The organism is Bradyrhizobium sp. I1.14.4 (assembly GCF_050435825.1).
In the GTDB taxonomy this organism is placed as follows: Bacteria; Pseudomonadota; Alphaproteobacteria; order Rhizobiales; family Xanthobacteraceae; genus Bradyrhizobium.
On the sequence record NZ_JBNDLA010000002.1, the window covers coordinates 214,307 to 240,836 of the forward strand.

26 protein-coding genes are annotated in these 26,530 nt (G+C 63.0%); 15 read left to right on the forward strand and 11 right to left on the reverse strand.

Features of this window, described 5'->3' with window-relative positions; genetic code table 11:
* The first annotated feature begins 81 nt into the window (after positions 1–81).
* Both ABIB78_RS04735 and ABIB78_RS04740 read left to right on the forward strand, forming a co-directional pair.
* Positions 82–825 carry a hypothetical protein gene (locus tag ABIB78_RS04735; RefSeq protein WP_429022024.1) on the forward strand — a complete coding sequence of 248 codons (744 nt, stop codon included), beginning with the start codon at positions 82–84 and terminating at the stop codon, positions 823–825.
* The gene (locus ABIB78_RS04740; RefSeq protein WP_429022027.1) at positions 825–1,016 is read left to right on the forward strand and encodes a hypothetical protein; all 192 of its coding nucleotides are present in this window, start codon (positions 825–827) and stop codon (positions 1,014–1,016) included. Before ABIB78_RS04735 ends, ABIB78_RS04740 begins: the two co-directional genes overlap by 1 nt.
* Before the next feature lie 1,493 nt (positions 1,017–2,509).
* Here ABIB78_RS04740 and ABIB78_RS04745 read toward each other — a convergent pair.
* From ABIB78_RS04745 to ABIB78_RS04780, 8 genes are all read right to left on the reverse strand, one after another.
* Entirely contained in the window at positions 2,510–3,358 is an 849-nt protein-coding gene (locus ABIB78_RS04745) for a VOC family protein (RefSeq protein WP_429022030.1), read from the reverse strand.
* A 27-nt stretch (positions 3,359–3,385) separates the two neighbouring features.
* Complete coding sequence (locus ABIB78_RS04750; RefSeq protein ID WP_429022033.1) at positions 3,386–4,276, reverse strand: VOC family protein; 891 nt, start codon at positions 4,274–4,276, stop codon at positions 3,386–3,388.
* The gene (locus ABIB78_RS04755; protein WP_429022036.1) at positions 4,273–4,851 is read right to left on the reverse strand and encodes a TetR/AcrR family transcriptional regulator; all 579 of its coding nucleotides are present in this window, start codon (positions 4,849–4,851) and stop codon (positions 4,273–4,275) included. Before ABIB78_RS04755 ends, ABIB78_RS04750 begins: the two co-directional genes overlap by 4 nt.
* A gap of 154 nt (positions 4,852–5,005) precedes the next feature.
* The gene (locus tag ABIB78_RS04760) at positions 5,006–5,329 is read right to left on the reverse strand and encodes a non-heme iron oxygenase ferredoxin subunit (protein ID WP_429022039.1); all 324 of its coding nucleotides are present in this window, start codon (positions 5,327–5,329) and stop codon (positions 5,006–5,008) included.
* On the reverse strand, positions 5,326–6,087 hold the full coding sequence (locus ABIB78_RS04765; protein WP_429022042.1) for an SDR family NAD(P)-dependent oxidoreductase: 762 nt from the start codon (positions 6,085–6,087) through the stop codon (positions 5,326–5,328). The genes ABIB78_RS04760 and ABIB78_RS04765 overlap by 4 nt, the downstream gene beginning before the upstream one ends.
* A 12-nt stretch (positions 6,088–6,099) precedes the next feature.
* The gene (locus tag ABIB78_RS04770) at positions 6,100–6,585 is read right to left on the reverse strand and encodes an aromatic-ring-hydroxylating dioxygenase subunit beta (protein WP_429022045.1); all 486 of its coding nucleotides are present in this window, start codon (positions 6,583–6,585) and stop codon (positions 6,100–6,102) included.
* A 10-nt stretch (positions 6,586–6,595) separates the two neighbouring features.
* Positions 6,596–7,891, reverse strand: a complete 1,296-nt coding sequence (locus ABIB78_RS04775; protein ID WP_429022048.1) for an aromatic ring-hydroxylating oxygenase subunit alpha — start codon at positions 7,889–7,891, stop codon at positions 6,596–6,598.
* Positions 7,892–7,907: 16 nt separating this feature from the next.
* Complete coding sequence (locus ABIB78_RS04780) at positions 7,908–9,119, reverse strand: NAD(P)/FAD-dependent oxidoreductase (RefSeq protein ID WP_429022051.1); 1,212 nt, start codon at positions 9,117–9,119, stop codon at positions 7,908–7,910.
* A gap of 197 nt (positions 9,120–9,316) precedes the next feature.
* Here ABIB78_RS04780 and ABIB78_RS04785 point away from each other — a divergent pair, with 197 nt between their 5' ends.
* The 6 genes from ABIB78_RS04785 to ABIB78_RS04810 all read left to right on the forward strand — a co-directional run bounded on the left by ABIB78_RS04785 (position 9,317) and on the right by ABIB78_RS04810 (position 15,265).
* On the forward strand, positions 9,317–10,348 hold the full coding sequence (locus ABIB78_RS04785) for an amidohydrolase family protein (RefSeq protein ID WP_429022993.1): 1,032 nt from the start codon (positions 9,317–9,319) through the stop codon (positions 10,346–10,348).
* Positions 10,341–10,823, forward strand: a complete 483-nt coding sequence (locus ABIB78_RS04790) for a hypothetical protein (RefSeq protein WP_429022054.1) — start codon at positions 10,341–10,343, stop codon at positions 10,821–10,823. Before ABIB78_RS04785 ends, ABIB78_RS04790 begins: the two co-directional genes overlap by 8 nt.
* A gap of 5 nt (positions 10,824–10,828) precedes the next feature.
* Complete coding sequence (locus tag ABIB78_RS04795) at positions 10,829–12,343, forward strand: AMP-binding protein (protein WP_429022057.1); 1,515 nt, start codon at positions 10,829–10,831, stop codon at positions 12,341–12,343.
* A gap of 30 nt (positions 12,344–12,373) precedes the next feature.
* Entirely contained in the window at positions 12,374–13,183 is an 810-nt protein-coding gene (locus ABIB78_RS04800; RefSeq protein ID WP_429022060.1) for an alpha/beta fold hydrolase, read from the forward strand.
* Positions 13,180–13,959, forward strand: coding sequence for a 2-keto-4-pentenoate hydratase (locus tag ABIB78_RS04805; RefSeq protein WP_429022062.1), 780 nt, complete (start codon positions 13,180–13,182; stop codon positions 13,957–13,959). The genes ABIB78_RS04800 and ABIB78_RS04805 overlap by 4 nt, the downstream gene beginning before the upstream one ends.
* Positions 13,960–14,035: 76 nt before the next feature.
* Entirely contained in the window at positions 14,036–15,265 is a 1,230-nt protein-coding gene (locus tag ABIB78_RS04810; protein WP_429022065.1) for an ABC transporter substrate-binding protein, read from the forward strand.
* Positions 15,266–15,456: 191 nt separating this feature from the next.
* On the opposite strand, the gene ABIB78_RS04815 is transcribed toward ABIB78_RS04810, so the two are convergent.
* Positions 15,457–16,668 (reverse strand): ABC transporter substrate-binding protein, encoded by a 1,212-nt coding sequence (locus tag ABIB78_RS04815; protein WP_429022069.1) that lies wholly within the window; start codon positions 16,666–16,668, stop codon positions 15,457–15,459.
* A gap of 48 nt (positions 16,669–16,716) precedes the next feature.
* On the reverse strand, positions 16,717–17,856 hold the full coding sequence (locus ABIB78_RS04820) for an acyl-CoA dehydrogenase family protein (RefSeq protein WP_429022071.1): 1,140 nt from the start codon (positions 17,854–17,856) through the stop codon (positions 16,717–16,719).
* A gap of 82 nt (positions 17,857–17,938) precedes the next feature.
* On the opposite strand from ABIB78_RS04820, the gene ABIB78_RS04825 reads away from it, so the two are divergent.
* The 4 genes from ABIB78_RS04825 to ABIB78_RS04840 are packed head-to-tail and all read left to right on the forward strand — an operon-like array spanning position 17,939 to position 23,124.
* Positions 17,939–18,805, forward strand: coding sequence for a FadR/GntR family transcriptional regulator (locus ABIB78_RS04825; protein ID WP_429022074.1), 867 nt, complete (start codon positions 17,939–17,941; stop codon positions 18,803–18,805).
* Positions 18,806–18,861: 56 nt separating this feature from the next.
* A complete protein-coding gene (locus tag ABIB78_RS04830) occupies positions 18,862–19,671 on the forward strand; it encodes an enoyl-CoA hydratase/isomerase family protein (protein WP_429022077.1) in 810 nt (269 codons plus the stop codon).
* Between the two features lie 14 nt (positions 19,672–19,685).
* Entirely contained in the window at positions 19,686–21,920 is a 2,235-nt protein-coding gene (locus ABIB78_RS04835) for an acyl-CoA dehydrogenase (RefSeq protein WP_429022080.1), read from the forward strand.
* 10 nt (positions 21,921–21,930) lie between these two features.
* Positions 21,931–23,124 (forward strand): CaiB/BaiF CoA transferase family protein, encoded by a 1,194-nt coding sequence (locus ABIB78_RS04840; RefSeq protein ID WP_429022083.1) that lies wholly within the window; start codon positions 21,931–21,933, stop codon positions 23,122–23,124.
* Between the two features lie 20 nt (positions 23,125–23,144).
* Here the strand turns inward: ABIB78_RS04840 and ABIB78_RS04845 are convergent, their stop codons facing one another.
* Positions 23,145–23,621, reverse strand: a complete 477-nt coding sequence (locus ABIB78_RS04845) for a MarR family winged helix-turn-helix transcriptional regulator (RefSeq protein WP_429022086.1) — start codon at positions 23,619–23,621, stop codon at positions 23,145–23,147.
* 214 nt (positions 23,622–23,835) lie between these two features.
* On the opposite strand from ABIB78_RS04845, the gene ABIB78_RS04850 reads away from it, so the two are divergent.
* From ABIB78_RS04850 to ABIB78_RS04860, 3 genes are read left to right on the forward strand one after another with little or no spacing between them, the layout of a single operon-like run.
* Positions 23,836–24,162: a hypothetical protein gene (locus ABIB78_RS04850; protein ID WP_429022089.1), complete on the forward strand. Its 327-nt coding sequence runs from the start codon at positions 23,836–23,838 to the stop codon at positions 24,160–24,162.
* Positions 24,163–24,175: 13 nt separating this feature from the next.
* Entirely contained in the window at positions 24,176–25,495 is a 1,320-nt protein-coding gene (locus tag ABIB78_RS04855; protein WP_429022092.1) for a Rieske 2Fe-2S domain-containing protein, read from the forward strand.
* Positions 25,496–25,552: 57 nt separating this feature from the next.
* Positions 25,553–26,527, forward strand: coding sequence for a PDR/VanB family oxidoreductase (locus ABIB78_RS04860; protein ID WP_429022095.1), 975 nt, complete (start codon positions 25,553–25,555; stop codon positions 26,525–26,527).
* Positions 26,528–26,530 lie beyond the last annotated feature (3 nt).

Genomic DNA, 26,530 nt, shown 5'->3' on the forward strand with positions numbered 1-26,530 from the left:
TGCTAGCTTAAAAGCAAGCTGAGGGGAAGGGTTCAGCTTCCGCCTCAGCTCCAACCCAGACCACGAAGGACGCAAATCCAAATGACCCAGGCTGATAGCGTGCATAGCACGCCACCCGCAAACACGTCTGCAATTGACCAGGCGCCGCCCACCGACACGTCGCGGCGTCGCTTCATATCCCAGGCCGCTGGCGTAGCCGCTGGTGGGGCCATTCTGGCGCTGGCGACCGCTTCAGCCACGGCCGATGCCGCGGAGCCTGTGGCCGCGCTAGCACGCCCTGAAGCCGACCCTGTCTTCGAGGTGATCGCCCGGCACCGTGCCGAGCAACAGGCCTACAGTGACGCCCTTGTGGCTCGTGACGAACTCGGACAAATCGTACCGGAGGAATTCCAGCGGCCCTCGGGACGGGTTCAGTGGGGCATGAAGGCGGGTAAGCCGCACTATTTGCATTCGCACGAGGCGATCGACGATTGCCTAGTCGCCGGAGATCGCCACTCCCCCGAGATCAAGGCTCGGCTTCATGCCGAGCTCGATCGCGACAGGACTGAGCTCTTCGCGACGCTGGAAGAAATCGGCGTAACTGACGCCGAAGAGCGCGTCGAACAGCTTTGCGACCTTTGCTGGGAACTAGGGTGGACGTTGGCCAATACCATGCCAACGTCCCTGGCTGGTGTCGCTGCCTTGCTTAAATACGCCAACGAATTTGAGGACAACGGCGACGAGTGGCCGTGCACCGATGCGATCGGCCCCGATGGGTGGCATTACCAACTCCGGCAAACCGCAGCGCGAGCCGTTGAAGCGCTGCAGCCCGGGGGAATGGTCTGATGGCGCAAGAGGAATCTTGGCATCGCCGTCAGGCCGTGATGCTGGCTGCTCAGCTACCGGAAAAGACTGATGACGCTTTGACCGTATTGCGCTTGGCAACTCAGCTCGTGACGAACTTTCTCTCCGTCGACGAGCCGCCGAAGAAGTCCGCACCCGTTGTCACCTTGATCAGGGACGGCGACTGCGCCTGATCCGAGTCCCAAGAAAAGACGCAGCCGGTCTCACAAATACACGCCCGGCGGCGTTTTCTTCCTAAACTGGGACGCTGAAATCCCCAGCACAGCTTAGATTGCAGGGCCTATGCCACAGGCCGATGACCAAGCCGCCCGCCGGGCTACGCCCTCCGGCGGAGAAAAAGGACGACGGCGGGCTTGAGGATTATATTTTGGCCCGCCGGTTCAATATCCGGCGGGCGTGACACTCGCGCAAAAAACAACGGCCCAGCACCCTGGGGAGAGCGCTGAGGCCGTCGCAAGTATCCCACTCCATAACGACGTGGACAACTTTTGGGATTGGCACTTGTTCCCGGAGTTAGTGTCCTTCCCCCGTCGCCAGTGCCAAACTAAATGGCCCCAACGCGGGGAACGCGCCGGGGCCAAGGTGTTTCAATCCGTCCGGCACCGCAGGCCGGGCACCGAACCCAAGATAACCGTAATCACGCTCCCATGTTCCAAATAGAAACGGCCCCAAGCACCTCTGGGGGGCCTGGGGAGGGCCGGTGCTGGGGCCGTTGCCTGATCCGCCGATTTATCTCTTGGAGGTCGGCAGCTTCGATATTGCGACCCTCTCTGATCCTCCCGCAATAGCCTGCGGGCAACAGTGTCCTCGTTTCCCCTCCTGGGTCATCCCATCAGTAGCCACGACATGCTGGCAAGAAGCGCGATGAACGACACCGCCACCATGCCGGCGAGGGCAATCTCCACACTGTCTATCCGATCAGAATACAGCCGCATCGAACTCGCCCTCCGATAACGGATCGAACTGCTGTGGCACTTAACAACCCGGAGGTGTCCCTAGACATCTGACGTTATTTGAAGATTTGTGTCAGTGCGAGCACTGTCAGTGCTTGTTGCGCGTGCGGCGCGCCATCCAGTCGATACACTCCGATAGGTAGCGGAACTGCTGGTGCTTGTGAGGTGCAAAATTATTCTGTGAAAAAGATTGCGGCGGATATGCCGTCGGGATTTGTCCGTCAAGTTCGAGGAATTGTACTTGTAGATCAACGACGAAGCGTCGTCCCAAATGATCGAGTGGGAGCAGGATGGCCGGCGGCCGTCGCGCAATTTGGCGTAGTTTGGTGAGGCTGTTCTCACTTCCTCCCATATCCGAGCGTTGACCCGAGTTGTGGCCTCCACTTAATCCGGTTCGGTGTGTGAATTCCACGTGCTTCCGCGACCAGAGTATTGTGGCGCATTATAGCGTGCAGAACGGCCAGAGCCCCGAGAGGCGAAGCCCTGACTAGAGAGTCCAGCAATTGGGGCAAAGTTGACCACCATTTACTCGCCCTGATCTTTTTGCTGGGAGCTAGCTAGCCCAAATCGGCCCATGATGGATTGGAGCGAGAGTTCAGTTTTTCAATTGGCTAAAAGGTCAAGTGTGCACCGGGAGATCTGGGAAAATCTCGCTGCCAACTTGGGCGGGCCTTCAGAAGGCGAGTAGGGGCGTTGAGACGCCGCCGGACGAGCTAACGCGGACGTGCTGATTTCGCGCCCCACATGCAGAGGCTAGATGGTTCGAAGCCGAACTGCCGCGGCCGATGGGTTTCCTCGTCCTCGATTTCATCTACTCCGACGGAATATTCGAACACCATGCCGTCGGGACCCTGAAAATAGAGAAATCGCGCGCCGGATGTTGGGTGACGACCCGGACCGAAGACGATTGGGACGCGCTGGCCCGCCAAATGATAGTACGAGCGCAGCACGTCGTCGTTGCTCTCGACCTGGTGGTTGATGTGATGCACGCCGGGCCGACGGCCGGGGGCCAGCGCCACTGTGTGATGGATCGCGTTGACTCGCATGAGCGCAATGTCCCCGATGCGATCGCTGACGCGGGCGTTGCAGACCTGAGTCCAGAACTGCTCGTCGCGTACAGGGTCCGTCGTGAAAAGGCCCACATGGCTGAAGCCGGTGATCCCGGCATCGCGGGTCGCAAAATATCGCCTGCCACTGCGCTCGGGCCGCACGACGAGCTCGATCTGGTTGCCCGTCGGGTCCTTGAACGCGATGAAGGCCTTGACCTTGCGGAGCGCGCATTCGCCCGGTGTGCCGCCATGGACGGCATGGCCGAGCGCGTCGAGCGTTGCGCCGGCGACGTTGAGCTTGTCCGAATCGTCGACTTCAAAGGCGACGGTCTGGTCCTGCGGATCGCCCTCGAAATAGCAGAGCGTGTGCGCCCGATCGTCGGAGCGCAGATAGAGCGCTTGCTTTGCCTGCTCGCCGACCTGCAGGCCGAGGCTTCTGGTGGCAAAGCTCCGCGCGTCCTCGAGGTTTGAGGCGCCGAGCCGTACATAGGCGAGATCGCGCAGTTCAATCATGTGGCGTCTCCATTCTGTTTGGCTTTGTCAGTCGCCGGCTGGCCGCAGTTCGGGAATGCCCTGGCACTGGCTGCCCCACTCGCACAGCGAGGAGGGATGAGCCGAGAATTGCCGGGGACGATGATCGGGTTCAATATCTTTGATCCCGTGCGTGTAGGAAAAGACGTATCCTTCAGGCCCCTCGAACCTGAGGAAGATTTGTCCGGACGCCGGCTCGCGTCCGGGGCCGTGCAGTATCTTGATCTGACGTTCCTGCGCGAAATAGTGGCCCTGCATGATCGCATCCAGGCTCTCGACGCCATAGCTGATATAGAGGATGCCGGGCCGATCGGATGGATAGAGGGCAATGCGGTGATGCTTCTGGTCGATCCTGAGATAAGTGACGTCGCCGGCCCAATCGCTGATGCGTGCACCGAGAATCGAGGTCCAGAATTTCCGGTCGTCCTTCGGCTTGACGCTGCGTAGCCCCACGCCCTCCAGCCCGGTGATGCCGGCGTCGCGGCTAGGGAAATAGCGACGACCGCTTTGCGCGGGCCGCAGCACCAGGTCGATCTCGTTGCCGCTGGCATCCTGCACCATCAGTGCATCTCGGACGAACCGTTGCTTGCACTCGTCGGCGCTTCCGCGACGTGCGGTGAAGCCGTCGTTCCGTAGCGCGTGCTCGACGCGTTGGAGCACCGCTTCGTCGGAAACCTCGATGCCGATTGAGGACGAGTTCGTTGCCGATATCAGCGACAGCGTGTGATAGCGATCGTCCGATCGGAAGAGTAGGGCCTGTTTGTCGGGTACTGGTTGCAAGCCCAGAATATCGGTGGCGAACGCCGCTGCCGGTTGCGGCTCGCGGACGGCCAATCTTACGTAGCAGAGCCCGATCAGGGAGCGTTGTAGCGCCCCCTCGAATGAACTTTGACCCGTCATGTCCGCTTTCTCGACTGCTTTGGCATCGAACTCTCGATGTGCTGCCGCACGATCTGGCGCCAGACACCGAGCAGCCGTGAGAAGTGCTCGGGATCGTTCTCGATCAACATTCTGACCGAGAAACCGCGGACCACACTCAGCGTCAAAGCGAGCACATCCTTGGCGAGCTGTTCAGGAATTCCGGACGAAATCAGCGTGTCGAGCCAGGTCGCCTCGATCGAGAAGCGCGTCTGCCGGGCGAACTGCCGGGTCTCGCGCTTGATCTGCCGGGTGCTGTCATCGCTCATCGCGATGGCGAGCTCGATGAAGAAATAATCGCCGAAGAAAAAGTCCTCTGCGTCCTTGATGATGCTGTCGATCGGATCGCCACAGTCATGCCGCGCCGACTGCGCGCGGCGCATACTCTGGGTGAAGGTGATTTCGTTGACATAGGCCAGCACGGCCACGACAAGCTCGTGCTTGCTGGGGAAATGATGCATCAAGGCGCCGCGCGAAACGCCAGCGAGGTCGGCGACCTCGATCGTCCGCAGCCCGACATAGCCGTTGCGGCGAATGAGCTTGACCGCGGCATCCATCACTTGCTTGCGCGTGGTTTCGCTGCGCTCAGCCTGGGTTCGTCGCGGCGCGTATTTCGGCTCAGCAGTGCTGTCCCGGCGCGATCTCAGCTTCTGTCGGGTTGCAGGCCCGCGCGATGCCGGGGCGCCACGGCGGGAGGAGGGCTTTGGTTCGTCAGAATTCGACATAGACGCTGTCATCTATCACCTTGACCGGAAAGGTCTTCAACGGAACCGTACACGGCATGCCGGTCGGTGCGCCGCTGGTGACATCGAATGTACCAAAATGCCAAGGGCATTCGACGATATTTCCGGTCAGGATACCTTCTTCGGACAATGAAGCCTCGCCATGCGTGCAGAGATCGGCCGTCGCGTAGATCGTGCCGCCGACATTGTAAACCGCAAGGTTCGTGCCATCGGGCATCGTCGCGGGACGGATCTCGCCTTCCGGAAAGTCCTGGACCGGGCCGATGAGAATGCCGTTGATCGTGGTTGTCATAGCATCGTGCTTCCGCCATTGACGCTGATGACCTGTCCCGTGACGAACGAGGCTTCCTTCGAAGCCAGATAGCACACCATCGATGCCACCTCGTCCATCTCGGCCGGGCGCCCCATCGGCACCACGTCGACAAAGCGCTGCAGCGCTTTCGGCGCCTTGAGTGTGATCTGCTTGACCTGGGGCGTTTCGACGATGCAGGGAGCGACGACATTCACGGTGATGCCGTCCTTGGCGAATTCACGCGCCAGTCCGGTCGCCATTGCATGCACGCCGCCTTTAGCGGCGTTGTAGGCGGCGTGATCCCAGAGACCGTTGCGGACCGAGTCCGCGCCGATATTGACGATGCGACCGTAGCCACGGGCCTTCATGACTTTGACGGCGTGCCAGGTGCACCACAGCGCGGTCCAGAGATTGCGATCAATCGTGGTCCGCAACGTATCAGGCGTGTGATCCAGAAACGGCTTGATGATCCCGCCGCCTGCGTTGTTGACCAGGATATCGAGCGCACCGAAATTGTCGACCGCCGACTTGATGACGCTGCCTGCAACGTCCTCCTGCGAGAGGTCGCCGGCCTTCACGACTGGACGCCTGGCGCCGCTTGCGGCGATCTCGTCGGCAACCGTACCGAGGCCGCCCTCGTCAACGTCGGATACCACGAGGTTGGCGCCGGCATCGGCAAAATGGCGGGCGATGACGGCGCCGATGCCGCTGGCGGCGCCGGTCACCACGACTGTCTGTCCGTCGAAACGAGAACCCATCTGATTGATCCGTCAGAGCACGATGCTGATGCGGCCGCTCGGCCGCAGGCCTTCGCCGCCGAGCAGGCAGCGCTTTTCGCGGATGCGGAAGCCATCGTCTCGCAGCGCGAGGCGATACTTGTTCGTCCCGAAGTATAGATCGGTGACGCCGTCCTTGGTCCGCAGCGTGTGGAACACTGAGGTGACGTCGATCTCGTCCTCATGCCGTGCGTGAATCCGGACATTGCCGACGATCCGGCTCGTCTTCGAATGTGGAAACTCGGCATGCGCGGTGCGCTTCATAAGTCGCTTGACCCGCTCGCCGAGCCGCATGCGATCGTCGGCAATGTAGAAGAGATTGGTGTCCGACGAGGCATCCGCGGGTAGGTCCGTGCAGGGAACTTCGTACCTGGCATCCTCGGTAAAGAGCGTCAGCCACTCTGGCAATCGCCACTGATCGAGCAGCTCGGCCTCGTTGAACAGAAAGTCTTCCACTTCGGCTCGGTTGGCGGATTGCATCTTGTCCTCCTCAGGCCGCGACGCTCTTGATGCCCGACGCAGGCGCAGGGAACATCTGCTTGTTCCACTGCGTCCAGAACGCGCGCATTTGGAGTTCGTCGTCGTAGAGCGGCTTGTCCCTGCCCATTCCCTTCGAGATGTCGTTCCAAAGGGCTTCTTTGGAGTTCTCGAAGCCGCGCTGGCAGTGCTCCAGTGCCTCGGCGTCATCAGGCGTGGCAAAGCCACCGGGGCCGAGGAATTCGAGGAAATTGTTGAGGCGGTACTTCCGCGCCCATGCCGATTCGTCGTTTGGCGCCAGCGCCCAGGCGTTGATCACCATGTAGTCGGGGGCCATCGGGAAATAGGTGCGCACGGTCAGCGCCATGATGTCATTGACGACGAGATTTGGGAAAATGAACAGGTTGCGGTTCTTGCGCGCGATCCGATCGGCGCGCTCCTGCCCGTGGCGTGCGACGAGGTTGTCGTAGATCTGGCCGATCTCGGATTTGCCAGCCTCTCCCCATCCGGGGATCCACTGCGCGACCGGTCGTCCCCAGGGAGCGCCGTATTCGAGGACGGCGTGACCGTTGCCGAGGTCGTAGCCGTAGCCGCCGGAACCCATCCCGGTGGCGAGGTTGTCCGTCGAACTCATCAGGATGTCGAAATAGGTCGCATGCGTGGTCGCGGCATGATAGCCGTCGATGCTGTTCTCGGTCAGCAGCTTCCAGTTCGCCCGGATCGAGTATTCTTGGCTGCCGGCGACGATCGACAGCCCGGCGTCGGTCTGGTCGCAGATGACGTCGAGGAATTCCTTTGCGCCGGCGAGATAATCGACAAGCGGCATGATGTTGCTGTCGAACGAGATGAAGTTGAAGTCGCGGTAGGTTTCAAATCGCGGCACCGCTTGCATGTTCGAGGTGTCGCGGCCCTTGAAGCCCTCGGGGTAGGAGGCCTCGCCGGGCTGGCTGCGCAGTTTGCCGTCCGCACCGAACACCCAGCCGTGGTAGAAACACTGGAACGATTTGGCATTGCCCTTGCGCTCGCGGCAGACTTGGGCGCCGCGATGCGGGCAGGTGTTGAGCAGGGCGCGCAGTTGTCCCTTGCTGTCCCGGGTGAACAGGATGCCGCGGCCAGCGACCTTGCGGGTGATGAAGTCGCCGGGTTTCGGGAGTTCGGACGAGTGCCCGAGGTAGAGCCACGAGCGGTCGAAGATCATTTCCTTTTCGGCCCTGAAGATGTCGGGTTCGACGAAATTGCGGCGCGCGACCTTGAAAATGCGCTGGGCCGGATCGACGAGCAGCGCGGGCTGTGGCTGTTCTGCGTTCATTGTGGTTTCCTCTTCCCTAGGCGGCGAGTAAGCGCTTCAGTTCGAGTGCGGGATTCTCGAGTTCGCTTTTTCGAACAGGCTTGCGTGAGGCGACGAGCCGGCGCAGCACCGCCATGTCTCGTGCCGAATTGACGGTGATGCCGCCGACGACTTCGCCGTCGCGGACGTTGATGGTGACGAAGCGTCCGGCGCCGACGTCACCCCTGACGATCTCCTCGCCACCTGCTGGGTTTCCGACGGCCTGGATGTTGGCGTCGTACTGGTCGGACCAGAACCAGGACGGAGCATCATAGGCAGTCGCGAGGTTCGTCATCGATTTTGCGGTGGCTATGGCCTGGTTCTGCGCATTGGCCCAGTTCTCGATGCGCATCCAGCGGTCGTGGCTCCGGCTCCATTGCTCGGCGACATCGCCAGCGGCGAAGATGCCATCGGCGAGGGTGGCTCCGCTCGAGGTGACGCGGATGCCATGCCGGGAATCGAGGCCGAGTTGTTGGGCGAGCTCAGTGACCGGCTCGACGCCGACGCCGGCCAATGCGAGATCGGCCAGGACGAAGCTGCCGTCGTCGAGTTCCAGCCCGCGCGATGTCGATCGCTTCGCCACGGCGCCGCACACAATCTTCACGCCCTTCGACTCATGGAGCTGATTGAGATATTGGCCGAGCGATCCGGAGCCGATCTGAGGCAGCAAGCCTTCGGCCTTCTCGATGATGGTGACGTGGCATCCGCGCCCGATCGCAGCGGAGGCGACTTCGAGACCGACGACCCCGCCGCCGATCAGCGCAATCCGTCGCCCGGGTTGCAACTCCTGGCGCAGCGCCAGCGCGTCGCTCATGCAACGGAGGTAGCGGACGGGGAGCGGGCCATTGTCGAGCTCGGGCAGGCGACGCACACGCGTCCCGGTCGTGAGCAGCAGCCGGTCGAATGCGAGCTCTTGTCCGTTGGCGAGGCCGACAACGCGCCGCCGCAGATCCGCTGCAACGACACGGGTCGAGGTGTGCAACGCGACATCGAGTTCGCTCCACTGCTGGTGCTGCAGCACCAGCACCGGATTGGAAACGCGGTCGATCAAAATGGCTTTCGACAGTTGCGGGCGTTCGTAGGGAAGGTGCTCTTCCTCGCCGATCAGGCTGACCGCGCCGCGATGTCCGGCAGCGCGCAAGGCCTCGGCGGCGCGGGCGCCCGCCTGTCCGGCTCCAACGATCACGATGCGCGCTTGCTGCGGATCCATCGTCATTCGCTCCCTTGGCCGCTCCCTCAGCGCGACATTTCCGCTCGTCGCCACCGTGACGCTCAGAGGCATCTTGACAGCAAAGATAAAAACAATCATTCCTGTTTGTAAAGTGAATTCTATGACGCGCAGCGGCGCGGGCGGGGATCACGACAAGAAGCTCGCAAGGGAGCGACAGGGAGAGCGCGTTGGGCACTGTGATCGACATTCACACGCATGTTGTGCCTGCGCGGCTGGCCGCCGACCCGAAGCGGGACGCGCGCTGGCCGAGCGTCGAGCTTTCGACGGGCGATCAGGCGATGGTGATGATCGCGGGCAAGCTATTCCGGAAGGTCGATACGCGATCATGGAATGTCAAACGGCGGCTCGCGGATATGGTTGAGGACGGCACCGACATGCAGGTGCTCTCGCCGATGCCGGAGTTGCTGTCGCATTGGTTGCCGCCTGATGACGCCGAATATCTCGCGGACCTCATGAACGACCAGATCGCAGGCATGATCGCGCAGGCGCCCGGCAATTTCGCCGGTATCGGCATGGTGTGCATGCAGGATGTGCCACGTGCCGTCCGGCAGCTGGATAAACTCAAGGCGCTTGGCTTTGCCGGCATCGAGATCGGGACACACATCAACGGCGTGGCGCTCGGGAGCGAGGGCCTGTTTCCGGTCTACGAGGCCGCCCAGTCGCTCGATCTCGGCATATTCGTGCATCCGCTGCACCCGGCCGGCATGGAGCGCGTCGGCGGCAGCCCGGAATTCGCCGCGACGGCGGTATTTCCTCTCGAAACCGCGCTCGCGTCGGTGTCGCTGCTCGCTGCCGGTGTGCCCGAAAGATTTCCCCGGCTGCGTGTCTTGCTCAGCCATGGCGGCGGGGCGCTGCCATGGATTCTGCCGCGAATGGATTTCGGCTGGTCGCTCGGCGCCAGGGGCAAGATGACGCGGGCGCCGTCAAACCTTGCGCGGCAGTTCTGGTACGACACGATCCTCTATGATCCGGTGTCGCTGTCGTTCCTGGGCAACGCGGTGGGCGAGAGCCGCATCGTCGTCGGATCCGATTATCCCTTCACGATCCGGCAGAAGCAGCCGGGCGCGTTCGCCAGACGCGCGCTGAGCAGTGATGCCGTTCTCGCCGAGAATTCCTTCGGCTTCCTTGGCCGGCGTTACCACGTCGCGCCGCTGCAGGTCGCGCAAGCGCGAGGGAAGAGCGAACATTCGGGGTCATCCCATGGCTGATTGTCGCTCCCTGCCGCAGATGTGCCTGCTCGGTCCGATCCCGCCGCGAACGCCCGGCCGCGGTGATGCGCAGGTGCCCTCCGACACGGAGGGGGGAGCCAGCAAATACGGTCGCATTCCCTTCGTTTATTTCTACCAGGACGGCGTGGCGGCCGATCCCGCTTTCGGACTGCTCGACATCGAGATCGCAATCCAGCGCCGCGGTCCGGAAGACTTCGTATGCGAAGTCTATGCCATTGGGGACGGCTACCAGAGCGGACATGGCGCGAGCACGCCCGAGCCGCTGCTGTTCGAATTCCGGGGCCGCGGCCGCACCATCGGGAAGGCTGAATGGCGCTACCCGACCGTTCTCAGCGGTCACATGGATGCATTGACGTTCTCAATCGCCCTTGCACTTAGCGACGACGAGTTCGGCTTGCTCGATAGTGTTCTGCTGCCGCCGGCACGCGCCGAGGTCTCGGTTTGCCTGGAGTGAGCGCGATGGCTGACAAGTTGATCGCGATCGGGGAGCGTCGCGTTGCGCGCCAAGACCTGCTTGAGCAGGGCAGCCGTGCAGCCACGGCGCTCGAGTCGATTGGCGTCCGCGAAGGCGATGCCATCGCGCTGCTAATCCGGAACGATCCCTGCTATTTTGAGGTGCTGCATGCAGCCGCGCTACTCGGCGCCTATGTTGTGCCGTTGAACTGGCACAGCAAGCCCGACGAAATCGCCTATATTCTTGCCGATTGCACGCCCCGGACCCTGATCGGACACCGTGACCTGATCACGGCGGTCGAGCGGGTTGTTCCCGCCGACATGCCGACCTTTATCGTTGACGAGGAACCCGCGGGCGCCTCGACGTCGTTGCCATCGCCGCCCCATGCGCAGGATTGGCCGGCGTTTCGCGACAGGGCTGTGCGATGGGAACAGCCGCCTCGCGCGCCGCGGGGCACAATGATCTACACCTCGGGCACCACGGGACATCCGAAGGGTGTTCGACGCGCGCCAATGACACGCGAGCAGATCAAGAAGAACGCGGCACTGCTTCGCGAGATCTACGGCATCGAACCCGGCATGCGGGCCTTAATCTGCGGTCCGCTCTACCACGCATCGCCCGGCGCCTTTGCGCGGCAGGCCTTCCAGCATGCCGACCTCACGGTGTTGCAGCAGAATTTCGATCCGGAGGATCTCCTGCGGGTCATTGCCGAGCACCGGATCACGCATCTGACGATGGTACCGACCATGTTCGTGCGCCTGCTGCGGCTCAGCGATGCCGTCCGCGACCGCTACGACCTGTCCTCGATCCGCTGGGTGACGCACACCGGTGCGGCCTGTCCACCCGATGTGAAGCGCGGGATGATCGAATGGTGGGGGCCGGTGATCCACGAGACGTATGGCGCGACGGAAACCGGCGCTGCGGTCGGCTGCAACACCGAGGAGTGGCTCGCACATCCCGGCACGGTCGGTCGGCCGATGACTGGCACCGAGCTCAGGATCTACGACGAGTCCGGGTTAGAAGTCGCGCCCGGCGGCATCGGCGAGATCTACCTGCGCACGGAGGCGTATTCGGACTTCACCTACCATGGCCGTCCGGAGCAGCGTGAACAGGTCGATCGTGCCGGCCTCGTGACCTGCGGCGATGCCGGTTATCTCGACGCCGACGGCTTTCTCTACATCTGCGATCGCAAACGCGACATGGTAATTTCCGGTGGGGTCAACATCTACCCCGCTGAGATCGAGAATGTCCTGGTCAATTGTCCCGGCGTGCGCGACTGCGCTGTGTTCGGCGTACCGGATGCGGAGTTCGGCGAAAGCCTGATCGCGGCGATCGAGGCGGAGCCGGACGCAGAGCCCGCGCCGGCCGATGTCGCGGCGTTCCTCGAACAGCGCCTCGCGCGCTTCAAGGTGCCGAAGCGCTTCGTCTTTCATGGCGCCCTGCCGCGGGAGGCGAGCGGCAAGATTTTCAAGCGGAAGCTGCGCGACCACTACCTTCAGTCCGGCGTACCGCCCGCCTGAACGGTCATTGCCATCAACAGGAGATCAAGCGTGGATTTGAGTGACAAGTTCATCGACGTGGCGGGAACCCGCACACGCTATCATGATGTCGGGCAGGGAGAACCAATAATCCTGATCCATGGTGGTGGACCGGGCGCATCGGGCCTGAGCAATTACCGCAAGAATGTCGAGCCGCTGGCGGCCAGCCGCCGCGTCATCGTCGTCGATCTGCCCGGGTTCGGCGAGACCGAGGGCAAGCTGCAGGACGGACCGATCTTCGAGGCCATGGGCGAATTCGTCCGCAGATTCATGGATGCGATGGGGGTCCAGAAGGCGAGCTTCGTCGGCAATTCGCTGGGTGGCGCTACCTCGCTGATGGTCGCCTTGCGCGCCCCGGAGCGGGTCAACCGTCTGGTGCTGATGGGGACGGGTGGCAGTCAGGCTATCTTCACGCCAATGCCGACCGAAGGCCTGCGCCGCATGGCGATGTTCCACGGCGGCGACGGCCCTTCGATGCAGAAGGTGAAAGGGGTCATCGAGCTTCTGGTGTTCGATTCCAGGGCGATCACCGATGCGTTGCTCGAGGAGCGGCTGAAGGCTGCGATGCGCAAGGACGTCATCGACATCTTCAAGCGGCCGCCGCTCGACATCTGGCGTGAGAATCTCGCCGCGCTGAAGCACAAGACGCTGATCGTCTGGGGACGCGACGATCGTGTGGTCCCGCTCGATTCCGCCTTCATCCTGCTGAAGACCATGCCGAACGCCGAGCTTCACGTCTATCCCAAGTGCGGCCACTGGGCGCAATGGGAAAAGCCCGACGAGTTCAACGCGCTGGTCGCCGCCTTCCTGGATCGGCCATGAGCGCGCTCGTCGACAGGCTCGCAACGCGCCTCCAGGAGGCGGAGTCAGCCCGGCGGCCGATCGACCCGATCGCCGGCGAGATCGGCAGCGGCAGCCTCGAGACCGCCTATGCGGTGCAGTCCGAGGTGACCCGGCGCGGTATCGCTGATGGCAGGCGGCTGGTCGGCCGGAAGATCGGCCTTACTTCGAAAGCCGTGCAGCAGCAGCTCGGGGTCGATCAGCCTGACTATGGTGCGCTGTTCGCGGGCATGGAGGTTTCGACCGGCGAGGCTATCGATGTCGCGCGGCTGATCCAGCCGCGCGTCGAGGCCGAAATCGCGCTTGTTCTCGACCGCGATCTTTCCGGCGAGGACATCACGCTTGGCGAACTGATGCGATCGACCGCCTATGCCGTTGCTGCGCTCGAGATCGTCGACAGCCGGATACGGGACTGGAAGATCAGCATTCTCGATACCGTCGCGGATAACGGCTCGAGCGCCCGCTACGTGCTCGGCGCAGCGCCGCGGCGATTGACGGATGTCGACCTCGAGGCCTGCGGCATGACGATGACACGCAACGGAACGATCGTATCGGTCGGCTGTGGCTCGGCCTGTCTTGGTCATCCCTTGCGCGCCGGGCTCTGGCTCGCAAGGACGATGGCACGCGCCGGCCAACCCCTGCGAGGTGGCGATGTCGTGCTGACGGGCGCGCTTGGCCCGGTCTCACCGGTGTCGGTCGGCGAAGTCTATGAGGCGAGAGTCTCCGGTTTCGGGCCTGTCAGCGTGACCTTCACGTAGTCGCCCGGATCAGGAGGCATCAAGAGCCGCTTCAGAGCTCCAAATCACCAACAATCGATAATTGGGAGGATTGAGCATGACGTTGATTTCGCGAAGATCGGCCGTTGTGGGGTTGGGAGCGAGCGCGCTCGCGTTCGGAAGCACGTCAGGGGTGCGTGCTGCAAACTACGGACCCGGCGTCACTGATACCGAGATCAAGCTCGGGACCACTGCACCTTACAGCGGCCCCGCGTCCGGATACGGCGTCTATGGGCAGGCGCAGACAGCCTATTTCCAGATGATCAACGACAATGGCGGCATCAACGGCAGAAAGGTTAACCTGATCTCGCTCGACAATGCGTTCTCGCCGCCGAAGGCCGTCGAGCAGACCCGAAAGCTGGTGGAATCGGAGGAGGTTTTTGCGATCGCCGGCTTCCTCGGCACGGCGGCGAATGCGGCGGTGATGAAATATCTCAACGCCAAGAAGGTACCGAACCTGTTCCTGACCTCGGGCGCCGAGCGCTTCAACGACCCCAAGGAATTTCCCTGGATCGTGCCGTTCTATCCGATCTATGTCGCGCAGGGAGCCGCGCTGGGGTCGCATATCCTGAGCGAGAAGCCGGAAGCGAAGATCGCGGTTCAGTATGTCAATGACGATCTCGGCAAGGACTTTCTCCGTGGCCTGAAGAAAGGGCTCGGCAGCAAGGTCGGTGCTATCGTAAAGGAAATCAGCCACGAGATCACGGAGCCTACGATCGACAACCAAGTCGCCGACTGCAAAGGGGCGGGCGCGGATATCTTCGTGCAGTTAACCTATTCCAAATTTGCGGCTCAGGGCATCCGCAAGGTGGCGGCGATGGGCTGGAAACCGCTCCACATCGTCAATTCGAACTGCAGCTCGATCGGAGGAACGCTGGCGCCGGCGGGGCTCGACAATGCGAAAGGGCTCGTCTCGGCGTGGTGGGAAGTCATAGCGACCGATCCACGCCAGCAGTCTAAACCTCCCGTTAAGGCCTATGTCGAATTCATGAAGAAATACATGCCGTCCGTCAGCATCGACGACAACACCGCGACGCCCGGCTATAACAATGCCTACATGATCGAGCAGGTTTTGAGACGATGTGGCGACGAACTCACGCGCGAAAATCTGCTGAAGCATGCAACGTCTCTGAAGGACGAACAGCCGCCGTTATATCTGGATGGCATTAAGGTCAGCAACTCTTCAACCGACTATCGCGCCGTCCACAACCTTCAAATCACCCGCTTTGATGGCGCCAACTGGTTGCCAGTCGGGAACATGATTGATCTCGACGGTATTGCGTCGTGAACTCGGCCCTCGAGTGATGGGGCTGGGATCAACCGCGTATTGAGGCGTTGGATACTTCTTCCAAGCGATCGGCATTGCTCCACTTGACCGACGATTTCCGTTCTAGTTGGATGGGGTAGCCATTCGGGCGAAGCACGGGCTACTTCTGAAATGGTCAGCCGTGAATTCCGGGACGGCTCTCGTACTCTGGTCTAATCAGCAGAGAGAGGCTCACCGGTCAGGGTCCAGCTTGCTCCGTCAAATGTCGCGATCCGCAGGTTCCTGAAGGGCGTGTAGTCTTCCGACATGGTGCTGATCGAGACGCCCGGGAGCATCATCGGCAAACGTTCGCCTTTCATTGAGGTAGCCTGCTTGATCAGGTTTTCGCGGGTCAGGTCGTCGCCGCATTTGCGCAACGCCATCTCTACGGCGTGCACATTCATATAAGCAACGAGCACGGAGTAGTCATCTGGATTGGCCGAAGGTGCGTATTTCTTCAGGAACTCCTTGTAGGCCTTGACCTCGTCGTCATTGGCCCAGGCCGGGTCGCCCGGTTGCTTGAGGAATTGCGTGGTGACCAGCCCCTTCGATGCTTCGAGTCCGGCCGGCTTCAGGATGGTTTCGACCGATGCTGTCGAGCCACCGATCACGTGCAGCGGCTTCCAGCCAAGCTCGTACACCTTGCGGATCGATTGCGCAGCGGCCTTCGAGGACGACTGCTCGATCAAAGTGTCGATGCCGGCGGCCTTCAGCTGGACGATCTGCGAGTCGATCGTCGGGTCGGCAAGCTCGTAGGAGACTTGCGCAACGATCAGCTGCACCTTGGGGCCGAGGCCGGCGCGGAGCCCTTTGAGGTAATCCTTACCGTAGTCGTCATTCTGGTAGAGCACGCCGATCCTGGCGTCGGGCTTTGCGGCCAGGATGTACTTGGCGACGACGCGGCCTTCGGTTTCGAAGTCCGGATAGAGCGGGATGGTCCACGGAAACGCCTTCGGATCGTTGAAGCGGCGTCCGCCTGCGGTGATGAAGAGCTGCGGCACTTGCTTGCCGTTGAGGTATTTCTGGATTGCGACGTTGGGCGCCGTGCCGATCGTTCCGACCTCAGCCAAGATGCCGACATCCTCGATCAGCTTGCGGGATTGCTCGACCGCCTTCGGCGCGCTGTAGGCGTTGTCGAGCTGGGTGAAGTTGATCTTGCGGCCGTTGATGCCGCCCTTCGCGTTCAGCATCTCGAAATAGCCGACGACGGCGCGCCCGGCGCCTGCGCCGAAGGCGGAAGCCGGGCCGCTCAGCGGCGTCGACTGACCGAGCTTGATCTCGGTATCGCTGGCGCCGGGGCCATAGGCCTTCTGCGCATAACCAGGCGCTGCCAGCAGGGCGGACAACGTGACGGCTGCCAGCGCCCGATTGACGATGTGGTTCAAGGTCGTTCCTCCGTGTCGCAATTGGTGTCTTGTTGAAATCGATCTGCCCTAGCGCAGCAGCTCGCGGGCGATCACCACGCGCTGGATCTGGTTGGTGCCTTCAAAAATCTGGGTCAGCTTGGCGTCGCGCATCATGCGTTCGACCGGATAGTCCATGGTGTAGCCGTAGCCGCCGAAGATCTGGACCGCGTCGGTCGTCACCTTCATGGCCATGTCGCTGCCGACGCATTTCGCCATGCTGGCGAGCACGTTGAGGCGCTTCCAGTCGCCGGCATCGCCGGCGCGGGCGCATTCATAGACCAGCGCACGGGCCGCCTCGATCTGCATCGCCATGTCGGCAAGCATGAACTGCACGCCTTGGAATTCTGCGATCGGCTGCTTGAACTGCTTGCGCTCCTTGGCGTAGGCGACGCAGGCTTCGAGCGCGCCTTGCGCGAGGCCGACCGACTGAGCGCCGATGGTCGGGCGGTTGAGATCGAGCGCTCGCATCGACGCGCGAAAACCCTTGCCTTCCTCGCCGACGAGGTTTTCCGCAGGCACCCTGACATTGTCGAAGAAGATCGGCGTGTTGGGGGCGCCGCGAAAGCCCATCTTGCGCTCGTGGCGACCGAACGAGATGCCCGGCATCTTCTTCGGCTCGACGATGAAGGCGCTGATGCCGTCCGCGCCGGCGCCGTCACTGGTCCGCGCCATCACCACGATGTAGTCGGCGACGACGCCGTAGCTGCACCACTGCTTGCGGCCGTTCAGGACGTAGCTGTCGCCGTCCTTGCGGGCGCGGGTGTTGAGCGCGGCGACGTCGGATCCGGCCTGCGGCTCCGAGATCGCGATCGCCGTGACGACACCGCCCTCGGCGATGATCGGCAAATATTTCCTGCGCTGCTCTTCCGAGCCGAAATGCAGCAGCGGCATGATGAACATGGTATTGAGCGCCGCGATCGATGCGCAGGCAGGGGAAACCTTCGAGATCTCCTCGCGCGCGATGCAGGCCATGGTCAGGTTGCCGTTCGGGCCACCATAGCGCTCCGGTACCCAGAGCTGCATCAGTCCCATCTCGCCGAACAGCTTGACCAGCTCGAGCGGGAAACGATCGGTTTCGTCGATCTCGGCGGCGACCGGCGCCACGTGCTTCGCGACCATCCTGCGCACGTTGTCGCGGAACGCGACCTGCTCCTCGGAAAAACTCATACGGACTCCCCGTCTGTTTTCTTTGCCGGAAGCCAAAAAAGGGGCTTCCATTGAATGGGTGATCCATTTAATAATTCACCGCATGAGCACCAAGTCAAGCCCTCGCGCGCCGCAGCGCTCCCGCACCGCCTCGCCGAACCGCAGGGAACGGGCCGCCGATCTCCGTGCGGCCGGCTCCGCGGCCGCGCCCACATTCAAGCCGATCCACACCAGGCGGACGTTCGAGGAGATCTGCGAGCGCATTCGCGAGCAGCTGGCGCTCGGCGTGCTGAAACCCGGCGACAAGCTGCCGGCCGAGCGCGAGCTCGCCCAGCAACTCGGCGTCAGCCGGAACGTGCTGCGGGAAGCGCTGCGCAGCCTGGAGATGGCCGGCGTGCTGCGGCTGCAGAAGGGCGTCAAGGGCGGCGCCTTCATCCAGCAGGGCGACACCCGGCGCATGAACGAGGTCATGCGCGACATGCTGAGCCTCGGGACGATATCCGTACGGGAATTGTCGGAGGCGCGGGTCCACGTCCTCGACCTTGTGGTGCAGCTGGCGTGCGCAAATGCACGTCGGGCCGACCTCGATGCGCTGGAAGCCAATATCGAGCGAACGGAGCTTGCCACGAAGGAAGGCAGGCTGCTCGATCGGGTCGAATGCTCGCGCGAGTTCTACAAGCTGCTCGCGGCATCGACCGGCAACAAGGTGATCGCGATGATCGTGGACTCGGTCACCGAGATCCACATGCGCTTCGTTTACGCCAAGGTCGCTTCCAGCGGGGTCGCGATGGCGCGGCTTGCGGAGAAGCGGCGGCAGTTCCTGGCGGCGCTGAACGAGCGAGATGTGGCGCTGGCAAGCCGGCTGCTGCGCTCGCATCTGGAATCCGTGCAGCGCATGCTGGAGCAGGATCCGGGAGCAATGTCGCTTCACGTCGCATTGGCCGACGTGCAGCCCGGGCTGCGTCGGTAGAGCGCAGCGCCGGCGAATAAATCAACACTCAAGCAGCAATAACAATGGAGGCAAACGTGTCCAATTACGCCAAGTATGAATGCCTGACGGTCGAGGTCGCGGACAAGGTCGCGACCGTGACCTTGAATCGCCCGCAGGCGCGCAATGCCATCAATCAGAAGCTGATCCGCGAGCTGCGGACGATCTGGGATGACCTCGCCGACGATCACGCCGTCAATGCCGTGGTGCTGACCGGCGCCGGCGACTTCTTCAGCGTCGGCGGTGACGTGAAGGCGATGTCCGAGCGACCGGGCGGCGACGTGCTCGAAGAGGGAGAGGTGCACGATCCCATGATCAGCCGGCGCGGCGTTACCCGCCAGCTCGAGCTCGACAAGCCGATCATTGCGGCGATCAACGGCGACGCCATCGGCCTTGCGGCGACCCATGCGCTGCTCTGCGACATCACCGTGATGGCCGAAGATGCGCGGATCGGCGACACCCACGTCTCGCGCGTCGGCCTGGTCGCGGGCGACGGCGGCACCGTGATCTGGCCGCTGCTGGTCGGCATCAACAAGGCCAAGGAATTCCTGATCCGCGGCACGCTGCTGAAGGGCAAGGAGGCGGAGCGGATCGGGCTGGTCAACCATGTCGCGTCGCGCACGGAAGTGCTGGCCAAGGCCCGCGAGATTGCGGTCGAGCTCGCCAACGGTCCGACCTGGGCCATTCGCTGGACCAAGCTGTCGATCAACCAGATCGTCAAGGAGCGCGTGAACATGCTGCTGGAGGCTTCGATGGCGCTGGAGCAGGTGACATTCGAGACCGCCGACCACAAGGAAGCGACGATGTCGTTCAAGGAGAAGCGCAAACCCAGGTTCGGCCAGGCGTAGCTCGAGTCTTAGCCATGGCCGCGACCGAAGCGTCGAATGACGATGTCGCAGGGATGCTGCGCGATTCCTTGCGCGGCTTCCTCGACGAGCATTGGCGTCCGCGCGGCGCAACGGCGTCGTCGTCGCCCGACGAGGTGTCGGCGATCTGGCGCAAGCTGGTCGGGCAGGGCGTCGCCGCGCTCGGTGTGGAGGGCGAAGGCGGGCTCGCCGAGATTTTCGTCGTCATGGCGGAGCTTGGCCGGGCCGGATGTCCGGCGCCGATGTGGTCTGCGGCGCTCGCCAATCTTGCGATCTCCGGATCGCAGGTCGACGTCGTGGTGGATCTGCTGGAGCGGCTGCATTCCGGAAAGGCGATCGTCGCTTTCTCGTTCGGGGCGCTGGATCGCGATTCTGGGGCGGGCTTGATCGAGGTCACCGACCTCAAGGCAACGGGTGTGCTCCGCTTTGTCGAGGCCGCGGGAGGCGCCACGCATCTTCTGGTCGTGCTCGATCAAGTCCATCTTGCGCTGATCGATCTTGGCGGTCCCGGTGTCGAATGCGTCGCGACCCGCGCGATGGGGGCGTGGGGGCTCCACGAGGTCAGGCTGAACGCAGCGCCGCTCACGTGCATTTCCGTCCGGACGGACGATCTGGACCATCTCCGCATCAGGGGCAAGGCGGCGTTGACTGCGCGCGCCTACGGCGCGGCGCAGCGTGCATTTGAGCTGGCCGTGGACTACGCTAGGGAACGGCACCAGTTCGGACAACCGATCGGCAAGTTCCAGGCCATCCAGCACAAGCTGACAAACTGCCTGATCGCGCTCGAAGGCGTCAGGCTGATCCTCGAGCATACCGCCAGACTGCATGATGGCGGCGACGACGACTGGCGCTACTTCGCCGATTGCGCGTCGGCGTTCTCCGGCAACGCGCTGCGGCAGGTCTCGCTGGAGACCCAGCATACATTCGGTGCGATCGGCTATGCCGAGGAGCACGAGGCGCCGATCCATTTCAAGCGCGTGCACCTCGATGCCATCGCGCTCGGCGGCGCCTCGGATGCAAAGCGCAGACTTGCCGGTCGGCTATTGGATGCGGGCGGCGCCGGGCTGCCGCAATACGACCTCGGGTCCGCCGGAAATGCGTTTCGCGAGCAGGTCCGGCGCTGGCTCGACCAAAACTGGGCCGGAGATTCGAAGCAGGCATTCGACCAGAGGCCGTTCGCCGAGCGCGAGTTCGATGCGAACTTCGCCCGAAATATCGGCGAGACCGGGTGGATTGGGCTCGGATGGCCGGAGCAGTTCGGCGGCCAGGCTCGCTCTCCGCTGGAGCAGATCGCCTTCATGGAGACGATGGAGCGGGGCGAGGCACCACGGATCGGTGCGGCGATCCAGGCCAACGCGCTGATGATGTTCGGCACGCCAGAGCAGCAGCAAAAATACCTTCCGGAAATCCTGCGCGGCGAAGCCATGCACGGCATGGGTTACAGCGAGCCGCAGGCGGGCTCGGACCTCGCGGCGCTGCGCACGAGTGCGATCAGAGACGGCGAGCACTGGGTGATCAACGGCCAGAAGATCTGGACCACCACCTGGTGGGGCAAATACATGTTCCTCGCTGCGCGGACCGACAAGGACGCGAGGCCGCCGCACGCCGGCATCAGCATGTTCATCGTGCCGATGGATGCGCCAGGCATCACGATCCGTCCGTCCGTGACCATGTATGACGGCACCTTTGCCAACATCTTCTACGACAATGTGCGCATTCCCGCCGAAAACCTGGTTGGCGAGGTCAATGGCGGCTGGAAGGTGCTGACCGGCGCGCTGGCCTTCGAGCGAGGGCTGGTCGGTGGCGGTATCGTCCTGAAGGTCGCGCACGCCTTCGAGCAACTACGTGCGCATGTGATGGACAGGGAAGGCGATCTGTGCCTGGCGGAGGATCCGATCGTCCGCGACAGGATGGCGACGTTGGCGTCCGAGATCGAGATCGGCCGTCAGTTGATGATGCATTGTGCTGAGCTGGCGGCCGATGGCGTGACGCCGCCGGAATACGGCGCGATCAGCAAGGTGTTCTCCGGAGAGCTGATGGAGCGGTTCGGTGAGGCCGCGCTCGACATTCTCGGCATGCGCGCCGCGCTGTCCGAGCAGATGCCGGGCGCGATCGACAACGGCCGCTTCGAGCAGAACCAGCGGCATTCGCTGATGTGGGTCATCAGCATTGGGACCAACGAGATTCAGCGCAGCCTGATCGCGCAACGCGCGCTCGGGCTGCCGAGATAGGAGAGATCGGATGCAGAAGGATGGCGACAGGGCGCCGCTCGCCGGGGTGCGGGTGCTGGATTTTTCCATCATGGTGGCGGGACCCTATTGCGCGCGGCTGCTCGCCGACGTCGGGGCCGAGGTCATCAAGATCGAGCCGCCGGAAGGCGACGACATGCGGCTGCGGACGCCGCTGCGCAAAGGCCACAGCACCTATTTCGGCCAGCTCAATGCCGGCAAGCGTAGCCTGGCGCTGGACCTGAAGAACGCCGATGCCATCAAGCTCGTGCATCGCATGGTCGCGGAAGCGGACATTCTCGTCGAGAATTTCCGTCCGGGAGTGATGGAGCGGCTCGGCCTCGGCTATGACGCACTTCGCGAGATCAACCCGCGCCTGATCTATTGCTCGATCTCGGGCTATGGCCAGTCGGGCCCTGCCGCCGAGCGCGCGGCGTATGCGATGATCGTGCACGCCGAAAGTGGATTCGATCAGTCCCTGGCTCGCTACGCCGGTGACCGGGAACGTCCCGCGGCAGGAGCGATCTTCGTGGCCGACATCCTCGGCGGCATCTTCGGCTACTCCGCGATCCAGACCGCGATGGTTCAGCGCGAAAGCACCGGGAAGGGGCAGCGCGTCGATGTGGCGTTGATGGACTGCATGCTCAATCTGTTGGTCTATGAACTGCAGGAAGCCCAGTTCCCGATCCACTCGCCGCGTCCGACCTATGGGCCGGTCCGCACGCGCGATGGCGATATTCTGATCGCCCCGGTCACGCCGCGCAATTTTGCGGCGCTGTGTGAGGTCACGGGGCAGGACGAGCTGGTGAATGACCCGCGCTTCACAAGCATTCCGGCGCGCGGTGCCAACTGGACCGCCATGATGCAGGTGATCGAGCAATGGACCGGGCGTCACACCGTCGCTGAATGCATCGCGGCGCTGGATCGCGCCGGCGTTCCCTGCGCCGAGTACCGGACGCCAGGCGCGGCGCTGACCGATGCCCATTTGCGTCAACGTGGCGTGTTCGGGACGGTCTCGGATGGTGCCGGCGAGTTCGTCGGCGTCAATGCGCCATGGCAGATGTCCGGGGCCGACATCTCGATCGGAAGTCACGTTCCCGGGATCGGCGCGCAGCGGGACGATGTGCTGTCGCGAATCCTCGGATTGTCGCCGCAGGCAATCGCGGCGCTCGCCGCTGCGGGCACGTTCGGCAGGGCGCAGGCCTAGGCAGCCGGAAGCCCAAAATCTCAGGTATCGGACGGAGCGTCCGGCGGCGGAGCCTTCGCGATCGCGAGCAGGCATTTCAGGAAATGCGCGCGGTCTTCCTTGCGCAGGGGTGCCAGCATGATGTTTTGCAGCTCGGCGGCGACGGGGATAACCGCCAGAAGCGCTTCCTCTCCCTTGGCGGTGATCTGCACTTGGAGCGAGCGGCGGTCGTCCGGATTGTTCTTCTTCGAGACCAGCCGACGCGCGACCATCCGCTTCAGCATCTCGCTGAGCGTGTTGCGATCGCAGCTGATCCGGTCCGCCAGCACCGAGGGGGTGAGAGGACCCAATTGGTACAGCGCCATCAGCACGCCGAACTGCCGCGGCGTGATGTCGCTCTGGCGCGTCATGCTCTGATAGAGGCCGTCATAGCGGGCCTCCAGCAGCCGCAGCAGAAATCCGACGCCGCCTTCGAGTTGCCAGTCGCGGGCAATGTCCGTCGCCGAGTTCGTCTTCATACTCTTGTCGGCTGCCATGCCGTCGTTGGACTCCGATTTTTCGAATTCGCGTTAGCCGTTAGCAGCTTGGCCTGACGTCCTCAACCCTGCGGTGAACCGCACCCCGGCCTGTTCCTGGCACGATGCAACTACTTTCGGTCTTGTCACGCATTTGGCAATGTAGTACGTATACGTATCAAATGCGATGCCAAGACATCGTTCAGGGAGGTTGAACTTGGACCTGCGTGAGCTGCTGTCGATTCCCTATTTGCTCGAGGCTGAGGCGGTCGAAACCGAGCCGGGGCACTGGCGGGTTCGCCTTGCCTATCCGGAGCTGCCGGGATGCACGGCGGAAGCCGCCGTCGTCGAGGACGCCCTACGGGAACTGGAGCGTCGCCGCATCGAATTGATCGTCGGCCTCGTGGAGGAGGGCAAGCAGCCTCCCATTCCGCGCAAGCCGCTCACCGCAGCCGATCCACTGTGGACCGCTCAGGATCTCGGACTGTCTGACCGTGTCGCCGCACTTCTCGGCGGCGCGGCGGGCCCGGCCACACGCAATTGAATGAGGCAAACCCATGCTCTCGCGCGAAGACAATGAACGCCTGGTGAGGGTCGGCAAGGGCACGCCGCTCGGCGACCTGTTTCGGCTCTACTGGATTCCCTTCCTGCCGTCGGCCGACCTCGCCAAGAACGGACAGCCGAAGCGCATCCGGCTGCTCGGCGAGGATCTGGTCGCCTTCCGCGACACCGAGGGACGGGTCGGGCTGGTCGATCAGGCCTGCCCGCATCGCGGTGCGCCGCTGATCTTCGCACGAAACGAGGATTGCGGGCTGCGCTGCGTCTATCACGGCTGGAAATTCGACGTCACCGGCGCGGTGACGGATATGCCCGCGGAGCCGGTGCGCAGCCGCCTCAAGGAGCGGGTGCGGATCAAGGCCTATCCCTGCAAGGAGCGCAACGGGATGATTTGGACCTATATGGGTCCCGACGAGGCCGAGCTTCCGCCGCTGCCGAACCTCGAATGGAATCTGGTGCCGGCCGAGCAGGTGCACATCTCGGTGCGAGTCCAGGAGTGCAACTGGCTGCAGGCGGTCGAAGGCGAGATCGACTCGGCGCACGCGCCGCTGCTGCATGGGCGGCTCGACGCCCAAGGCACGACCAGCGCCTGGATCCAGAAGCGCGACCTGCGGCCGACCTTCGAATGCATCAAGCAAGACTTCGGCATGAGCATCGCCGCGCGGCGCAATTACGATGCCAACACCCTGTACTGGCGGGTCAACCAGTTCATGCTGCCGTTCTATACGCTGGTGCCGCCGCTGTCACCGTTCCCGGATCTGAGCGGGCACGCCTGGGTACCGATCGATGACGAGAACACGCTCTGCATCATGTTCTCCTATCATCCGTCGGAACCTCTGCTGGAGAAGACGCGGCAGGTGTTCGCCGAAGGCCACAAGGGCCGCGAGAGTGGCCATGCCAGCCGCCACGCGCTGGTTCAGCACCCGGTGACGGTCCCGTATGCAGGCTACTGGACCAAATACAATCCGCAGAACGGCTTTCAATTCGACTACGAGGCGCAGCGCACCACCTGGTTCTCGGGCCTGCCGGGGCTGTGGGTGCAGGACGGCGCCTGCCAGAGCGGCGTCTCGCCGATCTTCGATCGCACCAGAGAGACGCTGTGCTCGAGCGATACCGGCATTGCGATGACGCGGCGCTTCATTCTGGAAGCGCTCGGCGCCTACCGCGATCACGCCATCAAGCCCAAGGGTGTGCTGGACCCTGACGTGTTCATGGTGCGCGCGGTGTCGCTGCGGCTGCCGCCGGAGGATTCCTGGGTCGATGTCGGTGCGCCGTTCATGCGGGCGAAGCTTGGCGCTGATTTCGGGTACGAGCTGTGAGCGCATCCGGCCATATGTTGCTTCGCGTCACTCGCCGGCGAGGGAGCAGTTGCGGCCATGGCTGACGGAACGCAGGAAGTTCTGGTCAAGCGCATCGGCTACGAGGCCGAGCGGATCAATTCCTACGAGTTGATCGCCAGGCCGGGCGGAGAGACGGGCGGAGAGCTGGCTCCGTTCACGGCCGGCAGCCATATCGACCTGCATCTGCCGAACGGCATGATCCGCAGCTATTCGCTGATCAACGATGAGCGCGAGCGGCACCGCTATGTGATCGCCGTCAACAAGGATGCCGAAAGCCGGGGCGGCTCCAGCTTTGTCCACGACTCCATGAAGGTCGGGGACATCGTGACGATCTCGGAGCCGCGCAACAATTTCGCGCTGCACGAGGCGGCAGAGCATTCGGTCCTGATCGCCGGCGGCATCGGCATCACGCCGCTATTGTCCATGATCCGGCGGCTGGAGGCGCTCGGACGCGACTGGGAGCTGTTCTACGCCGCGAGGACGCGCACTGGTGCCGCGTTCCTCGACGAGCTCGATGCATTCCGATCCGATCTTCATTCCAGGATACATCTCGATTTCGACGATGAGCGATCGGGGCGTCTGTTCGACCTGCCGGCAATTGTCGGAAACGCACCGGCCCACGCGCATCTTTATTGTTGTGGCCCGGTGCCCTTGCTCGCGGCATTCGAGGCGGCGACGACCGATCGGCCGTCCGATCGCGTGCATGTCGAATACTTCCAGGCGCGCCAAGCGCCCTCAACCGAGGGCGGCTTCGACGTCAAGCTCGCGCGAAGCAACCGCACGATTGCGGTCGAACCCGGCAAGACGATCCTCGATGCGTTGCTGGATGCCGGCATCACCGCGAACTACGCCTGCACCGAGGGAGTGTGCGGCACCTGCGAGACGCGCGTGCTCGAGGGCACACCCGACCATCGCGACCAGTTTCTGAGCAAGGAAGAGCAAGCGGCGAACAACAGCGTCATGATCTGCTGTTCGGGCGCCAAGTCCCGGACGCTCGTGCTCGATCTCTAGAAC